Source organism: Neorhizobium sp. P1_A6 (assembly GCF_056406795.1).
Window position 1 is genome coordinate 765,832 of the sequence record NZ_JBFTZM010000001.1, and the last position, 20,117, is coordinate 785,948.

Here is a 20,117-nt window from a genome sequence, read left to right on the forward strand (position 1 = left end):
GTCAGATTGTCTGACCAATTTCTACTATGGGTTAATTGAAAAATCTGTCAAGTGTCCATCTGCCTATTCCGCGCGCGGTGTTTCCGTTCTCAACGCCGCTATCAGCATGTCCACGAATGCGGAAACCTTAGGCGGGCGAAAACGTGCAGCCGGATAGACCGTGAACACGCCGCCCGACGGCAGCTGCCATTCAGGCAGGACGTGAACAAGGCGTCCATCGGCCAAGTCAGCAGTCGCGAGGAAATCCGGCAGGACGGACAATCCGCCACCTTGCCTTACCGCTTCCATGACCGCCGGCGTGGTATTGATCGCGATGGCCGCCTTGAACCGCACCGTGAGTGCCTCCTGATCGCCGCGCGTAAACGTCCATTCCAAAGGTTCTCGCAGTGCGTTATTGGCAACGAAGGGCAGGGCGGGCAAATCGGCGAGCCCGTTTAATTCCGCTAGTCGTGCGGCAAACTGAGGCGGGCCGACAAGATATTGCCGAAAGAAGCCGATCCGTCTGGCCTGGAGGCTTGAGTCGGCCAGCCACCCGACGCGCAGGGCGAGGTCCATGTTCTCGGAGACCAGATCGACCATCCTGTCGCTGAGATTGAGTTCCACCCTGCAATCCGGATAGCGGGACGTGAAGGCGGTGACCAAAGGCACGACGACCGACGTGCCATAGTCGTAGGGTGCGGTGATCCTCAACAGACCCTTGGGTTCCGACCTGGCTTGAGCCAGTTCCCCCAACGCATCCTCCGCCTCTCTGAGGATCGACACGCAACGGGCGTGAAACATCTGCCCCGCCTCGGTAGGCTGGACCCGCCGCGTCGTGCGCATCAGCAACGTGGTGCCGACCTCCTGTTCGAGCCTGGCAACCTGCTGGCTGACGACTGCCTTGGTTATGCCGAGATACTCCGCCGCCCGGGTGAAAGATCCGGCGTCGACGACAGCGACAAAATAGGCGAGCCGGTTGAGATTTCTCGCTTCTTGCATAAAAGCCCCCGCGCGACTGTCAACTCCTAGCATACATTCTGTCGTATTTGTTGGTCTTCTTCGTTCTATCCCGCCGTGTCATCTTTGGCTTCACAAGGAGCGAGGCAGGAGAAGCAAAACCTGCAAGGCCGTCATCTCTCAGTCCCAGATAGCGAACGAAACACCGGAGACATTCCATGTTTACAAGGAGAACGATCATGAAAACCACTCTCGCCGCAGGCGCCACCGCCGTTTTTGCCCCTGCAGGACTTGGCCATGCAGCCGGAACCCTGACCTGGAAGCATTTCCCCGCCGGACAGAATGGCTTTTTCCGCGCTCCCGTTCTGGTTTCCGGTGCGACGGAAGCCGTACTGATCGACGGCGGCTTCACGCTTCCCGACGGCAAGGCGCTGGCGGACGTGATCAAGGCGACTGGCAAGACGCTTACGACGATCTACGTCAGCCAGTCGGATCCGGATTATTATTTCAGCCTTGGGCCGATCAAGGCGGCTTTCCCGGATGCCAAGGTAATCGCCGCGTCGGCAACCGTTGCCGCCATCAAGGGCAGCGTCGAGAAGAAGCTCGCCGTCTGGGGTCCGCAGCTCAAGGAAAACGGTCCGCAGACACTGGCCGACGTCGTTCTTCCGGAAGCCTTTGACGGCAAGACGCTGACGGTGGACGGCGAAACCATCGAGATCGTCGACGCGGAAGGCTTGCCCAATCGCCGCTATCTCTTCGTCCCGTCGCTGAACGCCGTATTCGGCGGCGTGATGATCTTCAATGGCGTCCATGTCTGGACTGCGGACACCAACAGCGCCGAACTGCGGGCCGCCTGGATCGCCAATCTCGAGAAGATCGCAGCGCGCAAACCGGCAATCGTGGTCGCCGGCCATATGACCCCGGAAGCGTCGACTGACCTTTCAGGTGTCGCGCATACCCTTGCCTATCTGAAGGCGTTCGAGGAAGAACTGGCCAAGGCCAAGGGTTCGGCTGGGCTGAAGGCGGCGATGGAAGCGCGCTTCCCGGGTCTCGGCATGGGCATTGCCCTGGACATCGGCTCCAAGGTCGCCACGGGCGAGATGAAGTGGGGCTGACCGGTCATGGGTGCAAATCTCGATCTCATCCGTGCCACGTATGAGGGCACCTCGGAAGATAATGGCCGCAACTTAGTTGCTGCCCTGGCGCCCGATGCGACCTGGACGGAAGCCGAAGGTTTTCCCTATGCCGGCACCTATGTCGGAACCGACGCCATCATTGCCGGTGTCTTCCACAGGCTCGCCACCGAATGGATCGGCTACAGCGCCAAAGTCCACACCTATCTGGAGGACGGCGATCGCGTAGCCGCCTTCGGCGTCTATTCCGGCACCTACAAGGCCACGAGCAAGTCGATGACCGCGAGCTTTGCCCATCTCTACCGCGTATCCGATGGCAAGATCGCCACCATGGTCCAATATGTCGACAGCCATCTCGTCATGCAGGCATTGGAGAACTGACGGCGACAGGATGGACGACTTCCCGTTCAGGATAGTCGTCCACCACCGTCAACGGCCACATTCTCATTGAACCTCATTGACATACCTATGGTGTGCGGTCGTCGCCCGATGGGCGGAGATGAGAACCGGGACCGCCAGTTGATCATAGGCGACCTCGTCGATCGTCAGAACGGCAGCGGGTAGGGCCAGATCCAGCCACCGGGCATCGAAATCGTTCGCAAGATCGGCACCGATCTGTTCGCGTATGGCCGAGATGCGGATCCCGTAATTTTCCAGCAGATGCAGGTAGAAGAGCTGAGGGATTTCCTCCGGCCTTTCCGGGAAGTCCGGAACGCGTTCGCGGGAAAGCGTCAGTGTCTCGTGCATGATCGGCCGCTCGTCGACGTAACGCACCCGGTGGAAGGTGACGATCGGCGAGCCTTCCTCGATCTGAAGTTTTCGCGCATCGGCCCCGCAAGCAACGCTCCTGTCGAGCGAAGTCACCTTGGTAACCGATTTGCTGAGCGAACCGTCCAGCCCGTGCAGTCGAAAATACTGAAAAAACAGGCGCAGGCTGTGCTGCGGCTTGCGGCCGGTCACGACGGTGCCGGTCTTGCGACGACGGCTGAGAAGGCCGTCATTGGTGAGATCCATCAGCGCCCGCCGGATGGTGCCCACGGCCACGCCATAGGTTTGCGACAGCGCCACTTCGCTCGGCAGAACCGAACCCGGTTCCAACTTGCCGAGCATGATCGCTTCGGTGATCTGTCGTTTGACCACTTCATAGAGCGGCAACGACAACTCCGTCAGCTTGATCACTCCTGATGAATTATTGGGCAGTTCCGGCAATGATTTGCCTCTTCTTTGGAGTTGACTCAGGGTCTCGATCTACGCAGTATTACTATATAGTTTATATTAAAGCGCAAGCTGGGGAGGCTGGCGCGACGGGTACCGAGGACACTGCCATGAACACGCCGCAACCAGCTTCTTCGCAACAGGTCCTTGGATCTGCCATGGCAGCGATTGAGCGGGATGTCGAGGTTGCTGTCGATGATCTGGCCCGGATGATCGAAGTTGACACCTCATTCCCGCCAGGTCTGGGCTATGACGCTTTTGCCGATCTGATGGCCGAACTCCTTTCGCCCCTGGGCTTTGAGTTCGAGCGGGTCGTCGTGCCGCGGGATCTTTGGTACGTGGCCGGTGGGCCGGCATCCGGCGAGCGAACCAACCTGATTGCCACCCGCGAAACGGGAAAGCCCGTCTGCGGTCTCTATTATCACGTCGACACGGTCCCGGCCGCGCCGGGCTGGGCGCGCGATCCTTTGAAACTGACCGTCGAGGGTGACGATCTGTTCGGGCTCGGCGCAGCGGACATGAAGGGCACGATCGCGGCAACCCTACTGGCGTTGCGGGCTGCCAAAAAATGCGGCCTGCCTCTTTATTACGATCCGATGCTGCTGCTGTGCACCGACGAGGAGGGGGGCCTGTATCCCGGCATTCGCTATCTGGCGGAGCAGGGGAAGTTGAAAGGTCATATCCTCAATTTCAACGGGTCAGCGGCGCCGCGTATATGGGCTGGCTGCTTCGGCGTGTTCCATCTGCAGGTGACGATCAGGGGGCACGCCGTTCATGCAGGCGAAGGCAATCGCACCGGCGCCGGCATCAATGCGATCGAAGGCGCCTTGCCCTTGCTCAATGCCTTGATGGCATTGAAGCCGGACGTGGCCAGCCGGGCATCGGCACTGACGCCGCCGCCGCACGCGTCAGGTCCGCTGCGGCCGCAGCTTTCGATTTCGGCCGTGAATGGCGGCACCGCCGGCGGACAGGTGCCGGCGGAGGTCAAGATTCTCGTCAGCCGCCGTTACGCTCCCGAAGAAAACTATGAGGACGCGCGCGCCGAGATCGAAAGCGTGATCCGCGGCAGCGTTGCCGACACGGGGCTGGGGCTCAAAATTGATCTGGTCGGACACCTCATCCCGACGGACGATCCGGAAGGTCCGCATTGGCCACGCTGGCAAGAGGCGCTGTCGCTGGGCTTCGGCTACAAGCCGGAAGACTTTCAAAAATGGGGCGCCGCAAGCTGCTCCGATTTCGGCTACGTGCAGAAGTCCGGTTTTGCACAGGAGGTGCTGCTGGGCGGGCTCGGCCGCCCGGAAAGCTGCATCCACAGTCCTGAAGAGCATACCACCCGCCAGGACATCATCGCCCTGGCGAAAAGCATACTGGCCTATCTCGCGGCGGACTTTGCCGCCGACGCCATTCCTGAAAACCGCGCCTGAACCATAAGGGAACTGAAAAATGCTGGAAATGAAACGTCGCCTCTTCCTCGCCGGCACCGCCGCCGTCTTTGCTGCACCGGCGCTTGGCCTGGCGCAAACCGCAAAGCCGGCCAAGGGCGGCACGCTGCGCATCTCCGTCGACCAGGCTGCAAGCGTCATCCATCCGCTTTTGACCCGCGTCAACCCGGAATACCTGGTGACCGAACTGCTCTATAGCAACCTGACACGCCTGAAGGTCGACATGTCGGTCGAGCCGGACCTGGCCGAAAGCTGGACGCCCAACGCTGGCCTGACCGAATGGACGTTCAAGCTGCGCAAGGGCGTGACCTTCCATGACGGCTCGCCGTTCACGGCAAAGGACGTCGTCGCCACCTTCAAGGCAATCCTCGATCCGGCAACCGCGTCGCCCGGCCGCAACAATGTCGGCCCGATCTCCGACATCGTCGCCGTCGACGATACAACGGTGCTGTTCAAGCTCTCCGGCGCCTATGCCGACCTGCCGGTCGCAATGGCCTACACCAACGCTCGCGTCATTCCGGCCTCGATCGCCACCGGCGACCTCAAGAGCCTTGCCACCAAGGCTGTGGGCACCGGCCCGTTCAAGCTGGTATCCTACGAGCCGGACCGTCTGATCGTCGTCGAACGCAACCCGAACTATTACGACCCGGCACGCCCTTATCTCGATCGTATCGAGGTCCAGGTATTCCCGGATATCTCCGCCGAAGGTTCGGCGATGATCGCCGGCAATGTCGACATCATCTCGACGCTGCAGCCGACCGAATACCTGCGGCTCGACGGCAATGACGGCGTCGAGGTCCTGCGCACGCCGTCCGGCCAGTTCTGCAACATCAACTTCGGTTGCGACACCGCGCCGTTCAACGACGCGCGCGTCCGCCGTGCGATCGCGCTCACGGTCGATCGCGAGGCGATGGTCAATTTCGTTACCGAAGGTTTTGGCACGCCGGGCAACGACACGCCGCTGAACCCGTCCTACCAGTTCTTCAAGGCTGCCAAACAGCGCCAGAAGAATATCGCGGAAGCCAAGAAGCTGCTCGCGGAAGCCGGTTTCCCAAATGGCCTGCAAGCGACGCTCATCGCCTCCGACCGCCCGGCGGTGCGCACACAGCTTGCCGTCGCCCTCAAGGAAATGGCCAAGGAAGCCGGCATTACCATCAACGTCCAGACGATGCCGCACGCCACCTATCTGGAGCAGGTGTGGAAGAAGGGCAGCTTCTACGTCGGCTTCTACAACATGCAGCCGACTCCGGACGGAATCTTCAAGCTTCTCTATACCTCGGATGCCTCCTGGAACGAGACGCGCTGGAACAACAAGGCCTTCGACGCCCTGGTCGCCGAAGCTCGCGGCACGATCGACGCGGCCAAGCGCACCGAGCTTTACACCAAGGCTCAGGAACTGATGAACGAGGAAGTACCCTCGATCATCCCGTCCTTCTTCGACGTGCTGTCGGCCAAGCGGAGCTGGGTGAAGGGTTACGAAGCTCATCCGCGCGCCTCGGTCTTCCGCCTCGACTACGCCTCCCTGACCGATAAGGCGCCCAAGCGCGGCTAACCCCAACTATGCCGGACGCTCCTTGAGCGTCCGGCTGGTGGAACAAGGAACACGACCGTGTCCCCGAACTATATAGCCAAGCGGCTGGTGATGATCGTCTATACGCTCTTCATCGTATCGCTCATCGTTTTCGCCATCACCCAGATCCTGCCGGCCGATGCCGCCGTCATGATGCTGGGTGAGAATGCGACACAGGACGCCCTCGCTGCGCTGCGTCAAAACATGGGGCTCAACGCTCCCGTGTGGCAGCAATACGCAATCTGGCTCGGCCACGTGCTGCAGGGCGATCTCGGCACTTCGCTGCGCACCGGCCAGCCCGTCGGCCCCGTCATGTTCGAGGCACTCGGCCGTTCACTGCTTTTGGCCTTCCTGTCGATCGGCCTGATGCTGGTTCTCGCCATTCCGCTCGGCATCATCGCCGCCGTCCGTCGGGGCAAGATCGCCGACATGGTCGTCAGCCTGATCTCCTATGCCGGCGTGGCGCTTCCCGAATTCGTCACGGCGACGGTCGCCGTCCTCGTCTTCGCCGACCTGATGAAATGGTTGCCGCCGACCGGTTATGTGCCGCTCACCGAAAATTTTGTCGGCGGCATCGCGCATCTGGTCCTGCCGGTCTGCGTCATTTCGGTGATCCTGATCGCCCACGTCTCGCGGATGGTTCGCTCGGAGCTCGTCGACGTGCTGCACACCGATTATATCCGCGCCGCCCGGCTGAAGGGGATATCGCGCGGACAAGTCCTTCGTCGCCACGCGCTGCGCAATGCGCTGTTGCCGACCATTACCATCGTTGCGCTCGATGTCGGCTACCTGCTCGGTGGCGTCATCGTCGTCGAAGAGATCTTTGCCATTCCCGGCATCGGCCGCCAGTTGATCGTGGCGATCCAGGCGCGTGACCTGCCGGCCATCCAGGCCGGCGTGCTGATCATGGCTGCCACCTATTCGATCGTCAATTTCATCGCCGACATCCTCTATGCCTGGCTCGACAAGAGGATCCAGTATGACTGATTTCATCAAACGCCTCCTGCGCACGCCGCAGGGCGCGATCGGCATGTTGCTTGTCCTGCTGGTGCTGGTGATCGTGCTGCTCGGACCGATGCTCGCGCCGCACGACCCGGAAACTCTTGCGCCGCTCGCACGATACAAGGGGCCGAGCGCCGCCTATTGGCTGGGTACCGATCAATACGGCCGCGACATCTTCAGCCGCCTGCTGATCGGCGCCCGCGCCACCGTCGTCATGGCCGTGCTCGCAACCATCGCCGGCACGCTGCTCGGCGCCTTCGTCGGCACCACCTCCGCCTTCCTCGGCGGCCGGGCGGACGAATTGATCATGCGCACCGTCGATGCCGTCATGTCGATCCCGAGCCTGCTGTTTGCGCTTCTGGTGGTCAACCTCCTTGGGTCCAGTACGGTCAACGCGCTGATCGCCGTTGCCATCGCGTTCGCGCCGGGCATGGCCCGCATCACCCGCAGCGTCGCGCTGTCGGTGCGCAAGCAGGATTATGTCAATGCGGCGGTCGCCCGTGGCGAAAGCTCCGCCTACATCATCCTGCGGGAAATGCTGCCGAACGTCATCGCGCCGATCATCGTCGAGATGACGATCCGCATTTCCTTCGCGGTCATGTTGTTTGCGACCCTCAGTTTTCTCGGTCTCGGCGCACAGCCGCCGGCGGCCGAATGGGGCCTGATGGTCTCGGAGGCGCGCCGCTACATGCACCTGAGTGCCGGCATCCTGATCTGGCCGAGCGTGGCGATCGCCGTCGTCGCCGTCGGCTTCAACCTTCTGGGCGACGGTCTTCGCGATGCCCTCAATCCGCGAACCTGAGGCCACGACCATGACGACAAAACCAGAAACTCCAGTTCTCGCGATCGAGAACTACTCGTTGGATTATGACACGGCCTCCGGCGTCTTCCATGCGCTCAAGAACATCGACCTTTCCGTCCACCGCGGCGAAATCCTCGGCCTGGTCGGTGAATCCGGTTCCGGCAAGACCTCGCTTGCCTGGTCGATCATGCGCTATCTGCCCAAGAACGCCCGCGAACCGGGCGGCCGCATCCTGCTGAGCGGCGAGAACCTGCTCGAAAAGACCGATGCCCAGATCGAGGCCTTTCGCGGCCGGCGGATCAGCATGGTGTTCCAGGATCCCAGCACGTCGCTCAACCCGACCCTGTCGCTCGGCACCCAGCTCGCCGAGGTGCTGGTCCGTCACCGCGGGCTGACACGGCAGCAGGCCTGGAAGGAAGGCGAGGCAATGCTGGATCGCGTCGGTCTGAAGACGCCGGCCGCGATGATGAACCGCATGCCGCACGAGGCATCGGGCGGCGAGAAGCAGCGCGTCGTCATCGCATCGGCATTTGCTTGCAATCCCGAATGCATCATCTTCGACGAACCGACGACGGCGCTCGACGTCATCACCTCATGCCAGATCCTCGACCTGTTCGTGGAACTGCAGGCCGAGACCGGTGTCGCCTCGCTCTACATTTCCCACGATCTGGCGCTGGTGTCGCGCACGGCCAGCCGCGTCGCCGTCATCCGTCGCGGCGACATCGTAGAGCAGGGTGCGGTGCGTGATATCTTTGCCAATCCGCAGCAGAGTTATACCCGCGAGCTGATCGCAGCGGTTCCCGATCCGGCCCGCAGGCTGGTCGGTGACATTGTCGTTGACACGGACAAGCCGCTGGTGCGGGTCGAAAACGTCAGCGTCCATTATGGCCGCAAGCCGTTTCTGGCAGCACTCACCGGCCGCGCCACCGAACGCGTTGCCGGCAACAATGCCATCAGCCTCAGCATCAATCCGGGGGAGATTCTCGGCATCGTCGGTGAATCCGGCTCCGGTAAATCGACCCTAGCGAAGGCGATGACCGGTCTCAACCGCTTCGAGGGCAAGATTTGGTTCGACGGTCGCGAAATCAGGAACCTTGGCGACATGGACAATGCCTATCGCAAGGATGTGCAGATCATCTTCCAGCACCCCGACGCTTCGCTCAATCCCCGCCAGAAGATCAGCGAGATCCTGTCGCGGCCGCTGAAGCTGTTCGGGGACGCGTCTCATCTCGACCAGAAGGTCGGCGACATGCTGGAGCAGGTGCGCCTGCCGCGCACCCATGCGCAGAGGTATCCGCATCAGCTGTCGGGCGGCGAGAAACAGCGCGTCGCGATCGCCCGTGCGTTTGCCTCCAAGCCGAAATTGGTGATCTGCGACGAGATCACTTCCGCGCTCGACGTATCGGTGCAGGCGTCCATTGTCCAGCTGCTGCTGGAACTGCAGAAGGCCAGCGGCACCGCCTACCTGTTCATTACCCACGACCTCAACCTTATCCGCCAGATCGCCCACCGGATCGCCGTGATGTATCGCGGCAATCTCGTCGAGATCGCACCGGCAGCGGACATCGATAGCCAGGATCGCGCCGAATATACCCGCCGCTTGATCGAGGCGGTGCCGCGCGCGGCGGGCCAATACCTATGACAATGCATCAAGGAGTATGACAATGGACCCGAAGTCCCTGGTGGATCGGATCGACGAAAAGGCCTGCCTCGATTTCCTATCGAAGATGGTCCAGCACAAGAGCCATTCGGAAACCGATGGCGAGCGCGATCTTGCGCGCTATATGGCCGGCGAACTGGAAAAGATCGGGGTCGAAGCCGAATTGCAGCCCTTCGACGAAGGCCGCCGCTTCAACACGATCGGGCGCCTCAGGGGTACCGGCGGCGGCAAGAGCCTGCTGTTCAACGGCCATCTCGACACCAACCCGGTCACCGAAGGCTGGACGGTCGATCCCTATGCCGGCCTCGTCGATGACAAGTTCATCTACGGTATCGGCGTGTCGAACATGAAGGCCGGCGATGCCGCCTATTTCTGCGCGGTAAAGACGCTGCTCGATGCCGGCGTCAGGCTCAAGGGCGACGTTATCCTGACCTTCGTGGTCGGCGAACTGCAGGGCGGCGTCGGCACGCTTGCGGCGATCAGACACGGCGTCAAGGCGGACTATTTCATCAACAGCGAGCCGAGCGATCTCGTCGCCGTCACCATGCATGCGGCAGCTCTCAGCTATGTCATCGAGCTGACCGGCGACACGCGCCATCTCTCCAAACGCGAGGAATCCGTCGATGCGATCGCCGCAGCCTGCGACATCATCCCGCGCATCAACGCCATGACCTTCAGCGGCGCCAGGAGCGACGTGCACCGGTCGATCAACCGCGGCCATGTCGGCGTCGTTCATGGTGCCCTCGGGCGCAGTCTCGAAGAATGGCGTCCGCCGCAGGTCGCGGATTTCGTCCGCCTCAAGGGCTCGTGCCGTTATGCGCCGGGGCAGACGCAGGAGGGCGTGCTGGCCGATCTCGAAAAGGAACTGGTGGCTCTCGAAGGCCGCTTCCCCGGCCTCAGGGCAAAGCTGGTTCCGGAATTGATCGAGGGTCGCCCGCTGATGCCGCCCTTCGAGGTCTCGCCGACATCGCGCATCGTCAAATCGATCAACGCGGCCTATGAAGCTGTGCGCGGCGAAAAACAACCGACCGGCGCGATCACGCCGACCCGCTTCTATGGCACCGATGCCGGCCATCTCTACAAGGAACTCGGCATGGAAGGCATCGTGTGCGGCCCCGGCGGCCGTTACAACACCATGCCCGACGAGCGTGTCGACATCGTCGACTATCTCGACATGATCCGCGTCTACATGCTGACCATCCTCGATATCTGCGAGGTTGCCTGATCATGTTCTCCCGGGTGGAATTCGATCGCCGTATCGCATGCGCCCGGGACGCCATGGCATCCGCCGGCGTCGATCTGCTGCTCGTCGATAGCGGCGAGTTGCTGGCCTGGCTGACCGGCTACACCGTTTCCGAAACCATGTACCGCGCCGCCTTTTTGCCGCGCCAGGGCGATGCCTGGTTTACGCTGCGGGCGCTGGACGAGGCGCCGTGCCGGGAAAAGAGCTGGATTTCCGACGTGGTCGGCTTCGCCGATACCGACGACGCGCAAGCGGCCGTCGCGGCAAGCATCCGCGAACGCCGATTTGCCGGAGCACGCATCGGCCTCGACACCAATTCCTACAGCATGAGCGCCGCGACGTTCATGCGGCTTTCGGCGCTGCTGCCGGATGCGCGCTTCATTCCCATGCCGGGGCTTAGCGACAGCCTGCGCTGGGTCAAGTAGGAGGAGGAGATTGCCATCCTCCGCCGGGCATCCGCAATCGCCGACAAGGCGATGCTGGCGATCGCAAGACAGGCTCGTCCGGGAATGACCACCCGCGATGCGGCGGCAATCGCCTCGCAGGTCTTCCTGCGTGAAGGTGCCGATACCGGCGAAGTCGGCCCCGTTGTCAAGGCCACCGGCAGCCACGAGTTTCTGCATGGTGCGTTCAAGACCGAAACGATCATGCAGGGCGACGTGCTGCATGTCGAGCTCATTCCGCGCGTTGGAAACTATGGCGCCCGCATGATGCGGCCGGTCGTGGTCGGGAAGCCGTCGGTCGCCCTCAATGCGGCTGCCGAAAAGCTCGTGGCGCTGTAGGATCGCCAGATCGCCGCGATGAAGCCCGGTGCCGTCGCTCGCGATATCGATGCCATCATGCGGCAGGGCGCGCTTAACGCACATCTGCGGCCGACATACGAGAACGTGACGGCTTACACATTGGGCCTCTATACCCGCACGCCGCGCAGCAGCGACTTTTCGAGGGTTTTCCTGCCGACATCCCATTGGGTTCTGGAAGAAGGCATGGTCTTCCATCTCTATGCGACGGCGCAGGGGCTTGGTTTCAGCGAGACCGTTGTTGTCGGAGCGGATGGAGGTGTCCGCCTGACGACCAGCCCGCGATGTGTTCTGACAGGTCTCGCCAGGCACTCATTCGAGCAGACGCTCTCGGGGTTATAGACCCCCTGCGCCTGCCGTGCCGCTCCTGGCCACTTTATGTAGGCATGTAGGCGCTCGCAGCAAAGCGCTGATTCACGCACATCCGGACCTCGCCTCCATACGCCGCGCGACGCTCCGTTGCGGTGGGTCTTTTGGCGCTGGAGAATCTTGAAGATACGATCTTGACAATTCTCAGCTAGGACATCAATCTGGCAACTAAGATATCAGTTGGTGGATAGATATGTCTGAAGTCGTGCAGATTCCTGCTCTTCCCCTTGAGGAACTGCTCCGGCCGTTCCTGATGGAAGGCACGGGCAATACGACCAACAAGGTTTATCGCCTGCTGCGGCAGCTTATCGTCGAAGTCAGGCTGCTTCCCGGCCGCGCGCTTCCCGAAAAGGAGGTTGCGGCGATCCTGCATGTCAGCAAGACGCCGGTGCGTGAGGCAATCATCCGTCTTTCGGAAGAGGGCCTGATCAAGGTTGTCCCGCAAGGGGGCACGTTCGTCGCGACGATCGAGGTGCAGCGTTACATCGAGGCCTGCTTTATCCGGTTCCGTCTGGAGGCGGGAGCTGCAGCCGAAGCGGCCAAGCGCCACACGTTCGAGGATCTCGGCCGCCTGGAACTCCTGCTCAACCAGCAGATCGAGGCCGTCGAGAGCGAGGACTACACCAGCTTCTTCGAACTGGACGAGAGCTTTCACAAGGCGATCTTTGCGGCGGCGCGCCTCAGCGGCGTCTGGTCGTTCGTCAACCAGGCGAAGGGGGAAATCGACCGCATGCGTCATCTGAAGATGGTGTTCGGGGTGCGCCGCACCGGCGAGGTGATCGAGGAACATCGCGCCATTGTCGAGGCTATCGGGGCTGCGTCCCCGGATGCCGCGGTGGCGGCGATGACCCGGCATCTGGGTTCGTTGGAAAGCAAGATCACGGAGCTTTCAAAAGATCCGAAGCTGTGGAGCTACATCGAATCCATCAATGCAACAACGACGGAAAAACGGAGGCCGCGGCGCAGTCTGACCTGAAGGCGGACGCAGCGGGAGGAAACTGAAATGTCTGCAGTGGAATTGAACGACGTAGTGAAACGCTACGGCGCACTCGAAGTCGTGCATTCTATCGATCTGTCGGTGGTGCAGGGAGAATTCGTCGTCCTGGTCGGCCCGTCGGGCTGCGGCAAGTCGACAACGTTGCGCATGGTCGCCGGGCTTGAGGATATCTCCGGCGGCACGATCTCCATCGGTGGGCGCGTCGTCAACCGCATGGCGCCCAAGGATCGCGATGTCGCCATGGTCTTCCAGAATTATGCGCTCTACCCGCATCTCAATGTCGCGGAAAATATCGCCTTCGGCCTGCGCGTCCGCGGCGAGAAGAATGCAGTGGTCGAGGCAGCTGTCAGCGAGGCGGCGACGATCCTCGATCTGACGCCCTACCTGAAGCGCAAGCCCGCGGACCTTTCCGGCGGTCAAAGACAGCGGGTGGCGATGGGACGCGCGATCGTGCGCAAGCCAAGGGTCTTTCTTTTCGACGAACCGCTTTCGAACCTTGACGCCAAGTTGCGCACCCAGATGCGCGCCGAAATCCGCCGGCTGCACAACCGCATGGGCGTCACCAGCATCTACGTGACCCACGACCAGGTGGAGGCGATGACGCTCGCCGACCGCATCGTGGTGATGAACAGCGGCCGCGTCGAGCAGGTGGGCTCTCCCATGGAGCTTTTTCTCAATCCGGCGAATGCCTTCGTCGCGAGCTTCCTCGGCTCGCCGCCCATGAACCTGCTGAAAGCAACCGTGACCGCTGCGAACGGCGTGGCCGTCGCACGGATCGACGGGACCGATGACAATCCGGCGCTGCTGACGCTCCCGGGCTGGAGCGCCGCCACCCTCGACGCGGGCCAGCGCATTCTCGTCGGTCTGCGGCCGGAGCATCTGGAGATTGAGACCGGCACGGTCGCGGATGTCCAGACCATTCCGACGACGGTCGATCTTGTCGAGCCGCTTGGTTCCGAAGCCCTGCTGCATTGCCGGATCGCCGGCCAGCCGGTCGTCGCCAAGGTCGACACGCCGTCCGATGTCCAGAAGCTCGCCGAGGTCCGGCAACTGCTGATGCCGACCGACAGGCTTCACATTTTCGACCTGGAAACCGGCCGCGCCGTCAACGGCCGTTCGTGAGGTGGATGATGACATCGAGGATGACCCACTATCTGAAAGGCATAGGCGAAGATCTTCGCCGGGACTGGCAGCTCTACCTGCTCGCCTTGCCGATGATCGTCTGGTTTCTGCTGTTTCTCTACAAGCCGATGGAAGGGCTGCAGATAGCCTTCAAGGACTTCAGCCCCTTCCGCGGCATCGCCGGCAGTCCCTGGGTCGGGTTTGAGAATTTCCGCACCCTTCTCGAAGACCAGATCTTCATCCGCGCCTTCGTCAACACGATCACCATCAGCGGGCTCGGGCTGATCTTCGCCTTCCCGGTGCCGATCATCCTGGCGCTGATGTTCAACGAACTGCAGAGCGAGTTCGGCCGACGGTTCTCCCAGACGATCGTCTACCTGCCGCACTTCATCTCGGTGGTGATCGTCGCCGGCATCGTCATCAATCTTCTGTCTCCGACGACGGGCGTGATCAATCTCATCCTATCCAGCCTGGGGTTCGAGCCGGTCTATTTCCTCACCCAGCCGGAATGGTTCCGGTCGGTGTTCATCGGCTCCAACATCTGGAAAGAGGCAGGCTTCGAATCGATCGTCTACCTAGCCGCGATCGCCGGCGTCAGTCCGACGCTCTACGAATCGGCGCGGGTGGACGGCGCCTCGCGGTGGCAGATGATATGGCGGATCACGCTGCCCTGCATCCTGCCGACGATCATCATCATGCTGATTATCCGCATCGGCAACCTCGTCGAGGTCGGGTTCGAGTATATCATCCTTCTCTATCAGCCGGCCACCTATAGCACCGCCGACGTCGTCTCGACCTACGTCTACCGGACCGGCCTGCAGGGAACCCAATACGATCTCGCAACCGCGGCCGGCCTGTTCAACGCCGTCATCGCCTTTGCTCTCGTCTTCACGGCCAACCGGATCAGCCGGAAGGTCTCGTCAACCTCGCTCTGGTGATGTCATGGCACATTTCAACCTCTATTCCCGGGGCGACCGGATCTTCGGATATGCCAATGCGGCGCTGATCGGCATCTTCGTCCTGTCGACGCTCTATCCGTTCATTTACATTCTGGCGGTATCGATCTCCTCAGGTGCCGCGGTCACCTCGGGGCAGGTTATCCTTTTCCCGAAGGACCTGACGCTTGCGGCCTACAAGTTCGTGCTCTCGGACCGGCTGTTCTGGATCGCCTACGGCAATACCTTCATCTACACGTTCGGCGGCACCGCGGTCAGCCTCGCGATCATGATCCCCGGCGCCTATGCCCTGTCCCGCTCACGGCTGCGCGGCCGCAAGTTCCTGAACCTGATGGTGGCGTTCACGCTCTGGTTCAATGCGGGAATGATCCCGTTCTTCCTGAACATGCGCGATCTCGGCCTGCTGGACTCGCGCTTCGGGCTGATCATCGGCTTTGCCTGCAACGCCTTCAACGTCATCCTGCTGCGCAATTTTTTCGAGGCCGTCCCGAAATCCTTCGAGGAAGCCGCCAAGATGGACGGCGCAAGCGAGTTCCAGCTGCTCTGGAAGGTCTTCATTCCGCTCTCCAAGCCGGCGATCATCACGGTCGGCCTGTTCTGCATCGTGTCGCGCTGGAACAGTTATTTCTGGGCCATGGTGCTTCTGCGCGGCGAAGAGAAGATCCCGCTGCAACTCTACCTGAAACGGATCATCGTCGACCTGAGCGCCAATGACGAGTTCGCCAGCAGTCTGATGACGTCGCGCTATTCGTTCGAGACGGTGACGGCAGCGATCATGATCGCCTCGATCATCCCGGTCCTGCTCATTTATCCGAGCATCCAGAAATACTTCAACAAGGGCATCACCCTTGGCGGGGTGAAGGAATAACGCCTGTCAAAGCCAAATCTGTTTAAGGAGGAGAAATGGATGAGACACTTTCGAAAAAGCCTTACCCTGCTGGCCACATGCGCCTTGCTGCAGGTCGGCGGAGCCCATGCGCAGGACGCCTCGACCAAGATTGTTACCAATCCACTCGAGCTGACGATCCACTTTCATTTTCGTGACAAATACGTCTACACGGAAAATTGGCCGGTGGAGAAGAAGGCGGCCGAATGGACCGGCATCCATGTCAAGAACGTGGCGTCTCTCGCCACCAGCAACAGCCGCGACGCGTTCAACCTGTTGATGGCGTCCGGGAACCTGCCGGACATCGTCGGCGGCGACGTCACCGGCGGCCTGAAGGACGATTTCATCCGTTACGGGATGGAAGGAGCATTCCAGCCGCTCGACGACCTCATCGCGGAACATGCCCCCAATCTGAAGAAGTTCTTCGACGAACATCCTGTCGTGCGCCAGACGATCAGCGCGCCGGATGGCCATATCTATTTCATTCCCTACGTCCCGGAGGGCGAATATTCGCGCGCCTGGTTCATCCGCAAGGACTGGCTGGAGAAGCTGGGCCTCAAGGAGCCCGGCAATGTCGACGAGCTCTACACGGTGCTCAAGGCGTTTCGCGAGAAGGACCCGAACGGCAACGGCAAGAAGGACGAGGTACCGTATTTCGCCCGCGAGCCGATCGAGGCGGTGCGGTTGATCAACATGTGGGATGCCCGCGTCTCGGGGTCGGAGCGTTATGGCGATTTCATGGTCGAGAACGGCAAGATCGTCCATCCGTGGACGACGCCGAACTACAAGACAGGGATTTCCAAAGTCGCCCAGTGGTTCAAGGAAGGCCTGATCGATACCGAGATCTTCACGCGCGGCGCGCGCGATCGGGAATACATGCTCGGCAACAATATCGGCGGCATGACGCATGACTGGTTCGCCAGCACCTCGAACTATACCGAAGCTCTAAAGGACAGCGTTCCCGGCATCAATTTCGCGCCGATGCTGCCGCCGAAGACGGTTTCCGGCAAGCGGTTCGAAGACAGCCGCCGCGCCACCGTGCAGCCGGCCGGATGGGCAATCTCCTACAGCAACAAGCATCCGGTCGAGACGATCAAATATTTCGACTTCTGGTTCTCCGAGAAGGGCCGCATCCTGTCCAACTGGGGTATCGAGGGCGTCAATTACGACATGAAGGACGGCAAGCCGCTCTACAAGGACAGCGTGCTGCACAATCCGAAGCCCGTAAACGCCCAGATGTGGGAGATCGGCGCCGGCGTACCGCGCGGCTACTGGGCCTCCTATCCGTCCGAGGAGCAGTGGACCAACAAGATGGCCCTCGACGGCATCGCCATGTACAAAAAGGAGCCAGGCCTCCTGCAGCCGGAATTCACCGGCGTCTCCATGGATGCCAAGGAGCGTGCCACCTACGACAAGTACTGGCCGAGCCTGCTTACCTATATGACCGAGATGCAGCAGACCTGGGTGCTGGGCGCGCAGGACGTCACGGCGTCCTGGGACGCCTACCAGGCCCGTCTCGAACAGCTTGGCCTCTCCAAGGTGATCAAGGTCATGCAGACGGCTTACGACCGCCAGTACGGCAAGAACTGACACCTCCGGGCGCGGCCAGTCCGCGCCCCTCTTCTCCATACATTTAAAGGATCTCACTGCGATGCCCAAAATCGCCGAAGCCCCCCGTTTGCAGTATCTCGACGAGCCGAAGCCCGGCACGCTGACGATCACATACCAGCCGGACGGCACCCCCATCCAGGAGAACCCGCCGCGTTTCAGCTGGCTGCCGGCGCTTGACGATGATGCCCGCTACGTTCTGAAGATCTCGTCCGATCCGGACTTCGCGCCCAGGGTCACGCACGTCTTTGACAATCTGGCCTGGAACTTCTTCACGCCCGACGTGATATTCGAGCCCGGCTCCTATTCCTGGGCGTTCGCGCTCTGGGACGACAAAGCAAAACGCGTCGCCTCGGGGTGGAGCAGCGTCCGGTCGTTCGACATCACTCCCGACCTGCCGCAAACGCAGCTGCCGCGTGCGGAAGCCCGGCTTCAGGCGAGAGACCTTCGCCATCCCCGTCTATGGCTCAATCCCGATGGGGTGATCGCCTTTCGGGAGAAGCTCAAGTCGGCACCCGATCACTGCGGCTGGCAGAATTTCTTCCATAATTCCGTCGAACCCTGGCTATCGCGCGCGATAATTTCCGAGCCTTCCCCCTATCCGGACAATATCCGCATCGCAACGCTGTGGCGGCAGATGTATATCGACTGCCAGGAGGTCATCTATGCCATCCGCCATCTGGCCATTGGCGGCGTGATCCTGGATGACCCGGCCCTGATTGCCATGGCCAAGACCTGGCTTCTGTCCGTTGCTGCCTGGGATACGAAAGGCCCGACCGGCCGCTCCTACAACGACGAGGCGGCGTTCCGCGTCGTCACCGCGCTCGCCTGGGGTTACGACTGGCTATACGATCATCTGGATGAGGGTGAGCGCCACCAGGTCCGAAATGTGCTGCTTGCCCGCACTCGCGAAGTGGCCGACCATGTCCTGTGGCGCGCGCGTATCCATGTCTTTCCCTATGACAGCCATGCGGTACGCTCCCTTTCGGCGGCATTGTCGGCCGCCTGCATCGCGCTGGCCGGCGAGGAGAAGGAAGCGGAGGACTGGCTGGACTATACGGTCGAATTCCTCTTCACCCTTTATTCCCCCTGGGGCGGCAAGGATGGCGGCTGGGCCGAGGGGCCGCATTACTGGATGACCGGGATCGCCTATCTGACCGAGGCGGCCAATCTGATCCGCGCCTTTCTCAAGGTCGATCTCTACCAGCGACCGTTCTTCCAGAAGACCGGCGATTTTCCGCTTTACACAAAGGCGCCGGGGACGCGCCGCGCCTGTTTCGGAGACGACTCGACACTTGGCGATCCGCCGGGCCTCAAGGTCGGATACAATGTCCGTCAGTTCGCCGGGGTCACGGGCAATCCCTATTACCAATGGTATTACGAACGCCTGAACGTGGGGGCGGCCGGCACTGCGATGGAATTCTATAATTATGGCTGGTGGGATCTCAATTTCGACGATCTCGTCTATCGCCATGATTATCCGCCGGTCGAAGCAAGGGCGCCCTCCGACCTGCCGCCGGTCAAGTGGTTCAAGGACATCGGCTGGGTCGCCGTCCAAAAACACATGGACGACCCTGCTCGGCATATCCAGTTCCTGTTCAAGAGCAGTTCCTTCGGCTCCCTCAGTCACAGCCACGGCGACCAGAACGCCTTCCTTCTTTATGCCTTCGGCGAGGACCTGGCGATCCAGAGCGGCTATTATGTCGCCTTCAACTCCACCATGCATCGCAACTGGCGGCGCCAGACGATCTCCAAGAACGCCGTCCTGATCGAAGGCAGGGGCCAGTATGCGGACGGCGACAAGACGATCGCCAAGAAGGCCGGCGGCCGGATCCTCGCGGTCCGGGAAGAAAAGACACATGTCTTCATCAGCGGCGATGCCACTGCCGCCTACCATGCCGCCGATCCGGATGTCCTGCGCGCCGAGCGAGATATCTATTTCTCGCATAGCGATTTCCTGGTGATCGTCGACCGTGTCGAATGCGCGACGGCCAAGTCGATCCAGTGGCTGTTCCATGCCACCCGATCCATGGATGTCGGATCGAACAGCTTCCGGCTGACCGGAGAACGCGCCGGGCTCTACGGGCAGTTCGTCCATTCCACGTCCGGCGCGCCTGAAGTTCGGCTCGTGGAGGGCTTCAAGGGCGTCGATCCGGTCGAAGTCGAGGGGCTGGCAACGCAATTCCATATCGAGGCAAGCCTTCCCCCGGCCACCAAGCACACGCTCGTGACTCTCCTCGTCCCTTATTCGCTGAACGAACCGAGGCGGGTCTTCCACTTCATCGACGACCAGGGCTTCAGCGCCGACATCTATTTCACCGATGTCGACGACAACCAGCTGCGGATCGTCATCCCGAAGAACTTCTGATTGCGCAA

At 61.4% G+C, this 20,117-nt stretch carries 17 protein-coding genes and 1 pseudogene; 16 read left to right on the forward strand and 2 right to left on the reverse strand.

The window, feature by feature from the left end; all coding sequences use genetic code 11:
• Positions 1–63 precede the first annotated feature (63 nt).
• Positions 64–978: a LysR substrate-binding domain-containing protein gene (locus tag AC1D3C_RS03555; protein WP_477482004.1), complete on the reverse strand. Its 915-nt coding sequence runs from the start codon at positions 976–978 to the stop codon at positions 64–66.
• Positions 979–1,154: 176 nt separating this feature from the next.
• Between AC1D3C_RS03555 and AC1D3C_RS03560 the strand changes: the two genes are divergently transcribed.
• Entirely contained in the window at positions 1,155–2,051 is an 897-nt protein-coding gene (locus AC1D3C_RS03560) for an MBL fold metallo-hydrolase (protein WP_477481898.1), read from the forward strand.
• A 6-nt stretch (positions 2,052–2,057) separates the two neighbouring features.
• Positions 2,058–2,450 carry a nuclear transport factor 2 family protein gene (locus tag AC1D3C_RS03565; RefSeq protein WP_477481899.1) on the forward strand — a complete coding sequence of 131 codons (393 nt, stop codon included), beginning with the start codon at positions 2,058–2,060 and terminating at the stop codon, positions 2,448–2,450.
• 63 nt (positions 2,451–2,513) lie between these two features.
• Here the strand turns inward: AC1D3C_RS03565 and AC1D3C_RS03570 are convergent, their stop codons facing one another.
• Positions 2,514–3,278, reverse strand: a complete 765-nt coding sequence (locus tag AC1D3C_RS03570) for a GntR family transcriptional regulator (RefSeq protein WP_477481900.1) — start codon at positions 3,276–3,278, stop codon at positions 2,514–2,516.
• A 116-nt stretch (positions 3,279–3,394) separates the two neighbouring features.
• Between AC1D3C_RS03570 and AC1D3C_RS03575 the strand changes: the two genes are divergently transcribed.
• The 14 genes and pseudogenes from AC1D3C_RS03575 (at position 3,395) to AC1D3C_RS03640 (ending at position 20,109) form a co-directional block, all read left to right on the forward strand.
• Positions 3,395–4,708, forward strand: a complete 1,314-nt coding sequence (locus AC1D3C_RS03575; protein ID WP_477481901.1) for a M20 family metallopeptidase — start codon at positions 3,395–3,397, stop codon at positions 4,706–4,708.
• 19 nt (positions 4,709–4,727) lie between these two features.
• Positions 4,728–6,278, forward strand: coding sequence for an ABC transporter substrate-binding protein (locus AC1D3C_RS03580; protein WP_477481902.1), 1,551 nt, complete (start codon positions 4,728–4,730; stop codon positions 6,276–6,278).
• 57 nt (positions 6,279–6,335) lie between these two features.
• Positions 6,336–7,283, forward strand: coding sequence for an ABC transporter permease (locus AC1D3C_RS03585; RefSeq protein ID WP_477481903.1), 948 nt, complete (start codon positions 6,336–6,338; stop codon positions 7,281–7,283).
• A complete protein-coding gene (locus AC1D3C_RS03590) occupies positions 7,276–8,100 on the forward strand; it encodes an ABC transporter permease (protein ID WP_477481904.1) in 825 nt (274 codons plus the stop codon). Before AC1D3C_RS03585 ends, AC1D3C_RS03590 begins: the two co-directional genes overlap by 8 nt.
• A gap of 10 nt (positions 8,101–8,110) precedes the next feature.
• Positions 8,111–9,742: a dipeptide ABC transporter ATP-binding protein gene (locus AC1D3C_RS03595; protein ID WP_477481905.1), complete on the forward strand. Its 1,632-nt coding sequence runs from the start codon at positions 8,111–8,113 to the stop codon at positions 9,740–9,742.
• 22 nt (positions 9,743–9,764) lie between these two features.
• Positions 9,765–10,985, forward strand: coding sequence for a M20 family metallopeptidase (locus tag AC1D3C_RS03600; protein WP_477481906.1), 1,221 nt, complete (start codon positions 9,765–9,767; stop codon positions 10,983–10,985).
• Positions 10,986–10,987: 2 nt separating this feature from the next.
• Positions 10,988–11,428, forward strand: a complete 441-nt coding sequence (locus tag AC1D3C_RS03605; protein ID WP_477481907.1) for an aminopeptidase P family N-terminal domain-containing protein — start codon at positions 10,988–10,990, stop codon at positions 11,426–11,428.
• 15 nt (positions 11,429–11,443) lie between these two features.
• Positions 11,444–12,145 (forward strand): annotated as a pseudogene (locus AC1D3C_RS03610) (M24 family metallopeptidase).
• Between the two features lie 220 nt (positions 12,146–12,365).
• Entirely contained in the window at positions 12,366–13,148 is a 783-nt protein-coding gene (locus tag AC1D3C_RS03615) for a GntR family transcriptional regulator (protein WP_477481908.1), read from the forward strand.
• Positions 13,149–13,175: 27 nt separating this feature from the next.
• Positions 13,176–14,291 carry an ABC transporter ATP-binding protein gene (locus AC1D3C_RS03620; protein ID WP_477481909.1) on the forward strand — a complete coding sequence of 372 codons (1,116 nt, stop codon included), beginning with the start codon at positions 13,176–13,178 and terminating at the stop codon, positions 14,289–14,291.
• A gap of 8 nt (positions 14,292–14,299) precedes the next feature.
• The gene (locus tag AC1D3C_RS03625; protein ID WP_477482005.1) at positions 14,300–15,229 is read left to right on the forward strand and encodes an ABC transporter permease; all 930 of its coding nucleotides are present in this window, start codon (positions 14,300–14,302) and stop codon (positions 15,227–15,229) included.
• A 4-nt stretch (positions 15,230–15,233) separates the two neighbouring features.
• Entirely contained in the window at positions 15,234–16,115 is an 882-nt protein-coding gene (locus AC1D3C_RS03630; protein WP_477481910.1) for a carbohydrate ABC transporter permease, read from the forward strand.
• 39 nt (positions 16,116–16,154) lie between these two features.
• The gene (locus AC1D3C_RS03635) at positions 16,155–17,723 is read left to right on the forward strand and encodes an extracellular solute-binding protein (protein WP_477481911.1); all 1,569 of its coding nucleotides are present in this window, start codon (positions 16,155–16,157) and stop codon (positions 17,721–17,723) included.
• Between the two features lie 61 nt (positions 17,724–17,784).
• Positions 17,785–20,109, forward strand: coding sequence for a DUF4962 domain-containing protein (locus AC1D3C_RS03640; protein WP_477481912.1), 2,325 nt, complete (start codon positions 17,785–17,787; stop codon positions 20,107–20,109).
• Positions 20,110–20,117: the final 8 nt, after the last annotated feature.

What these genes read in the sequence shown, in the direction of transcription:
- AC1D3C_RS03630 (WP_477481910.1), top strand. Translation starts at nt 15,234, where the DNA reads ATGGCACATTTCAACCTCTATTCCCGGGGCGACCGGATCTTCGGATAT.
- AC1D3C_RS03640 (WP_477481912.1), top strand. Translation starts at nt 17,785, where the DNA reads ATGCCCAAAATCGCCGAAGCCCCCCGTTTGCAGTATCTCGACGAGCCG.
- AC1D3C_RS03605 (WP_477481907.1), top strand. Translation starts at nt 10,988, where the DNA reads ATGTTCTCCCGGGTGGAATTCGATCGCCGTATCGCATGCGCCCGGGAC.
- AC1D3C_RS03625 (WP_477482005.1), top strand. Translation starts at nt 14,300, where the DNA reads ATGACATCGAGGATGACCCACTATCTGAAAGGCATAGGCGAAGATCTT.
- AC1D3C_RS03590 (WP_477481904.1), top strand. Translation starts at nt 7,276, where the DNA reads ATGACTGATTTCATCAAACGCCTCCTGCGCACGCCGCAGGGCGCGATC.
- AC1D3C_RS03575 (WP_477481901.1), top strand. Translation starts at nt 3,395, where the DNA reads ATGAACACGCCGCAACCAGCTTCTTCGCAACAGGTCCTTGGATCTGCC.
- AC1D3C_RS03635 (WP_477481911.1), top strand. Translation starts at nt 16,155, where the DNA reads ATGAGACACTTTCGAAAAAGCCTTACCCTGCTGGCCACATGCGCCTTG.
- AC1D3C_RS03615 (WP_477481908.1), top strand. Translation starts at nt 12,366, where the DNA reads ATGTCTGAAGTCGTGCAGATTCCTGCTCTTCCCCTTGAGGAACTGCTC.
- AC1D3C_RS03565 (WP_477481899.1), top strand. Translation starts at nt 2,058, where the DNA reads ATGGGTGCAAATCTCGATCTCATCCGTGCCACGTATGAGGGCACCTCG.
- AC1D3C_RS03560 (WP_477481898.1), top strand. Translation starts at nt 1,155, where the DNA reads ATGTTTACAAGGAGAACGATCATGAAAACCACTCTCGCCGCAGGCGCC.
- AC1D3C_RS03620 (WP_477481909.1), top strand. Translation starts at nt 13,176, where the DNA reads ATGTCTGCAGTGGAATTGAACGACGTAGTGAAACGCTACGGCGCACTC.
- AC1D3C_RS03600 (WP_477481906.1), top strand. Translation starts at nt 9,765, where the DNA reads ATGGACCCGAAGTCCCTGGTGGATCGGATCGACGAAAAGGCCTGCCTC.
- AC1D3C_RS03555 (WP_477482004.1), bottom strand. Translation starts at nt 978, where the DNA reads ATGCAAGAAGCGAGAAATCTCAACCGGCTCGCCTATTTTGTCGCTGTC.
- AC1D3C_RS03595 (WP_477481905.1), top strand. Translation starts at nt 8,111, where the DNA reads ATGACGACAAAACCAGAAACTCCAGTTCTCGCGATCGAGAACTACTCG.
- AC1D3C_RS03580 (WP_477481902.1), top strand. Translation starts at nt 4,728, where the DNA reads ATGCTGGAAATGAAACGTCGCCTCTTCCTCGCCGGCACCGCCGCCGTC.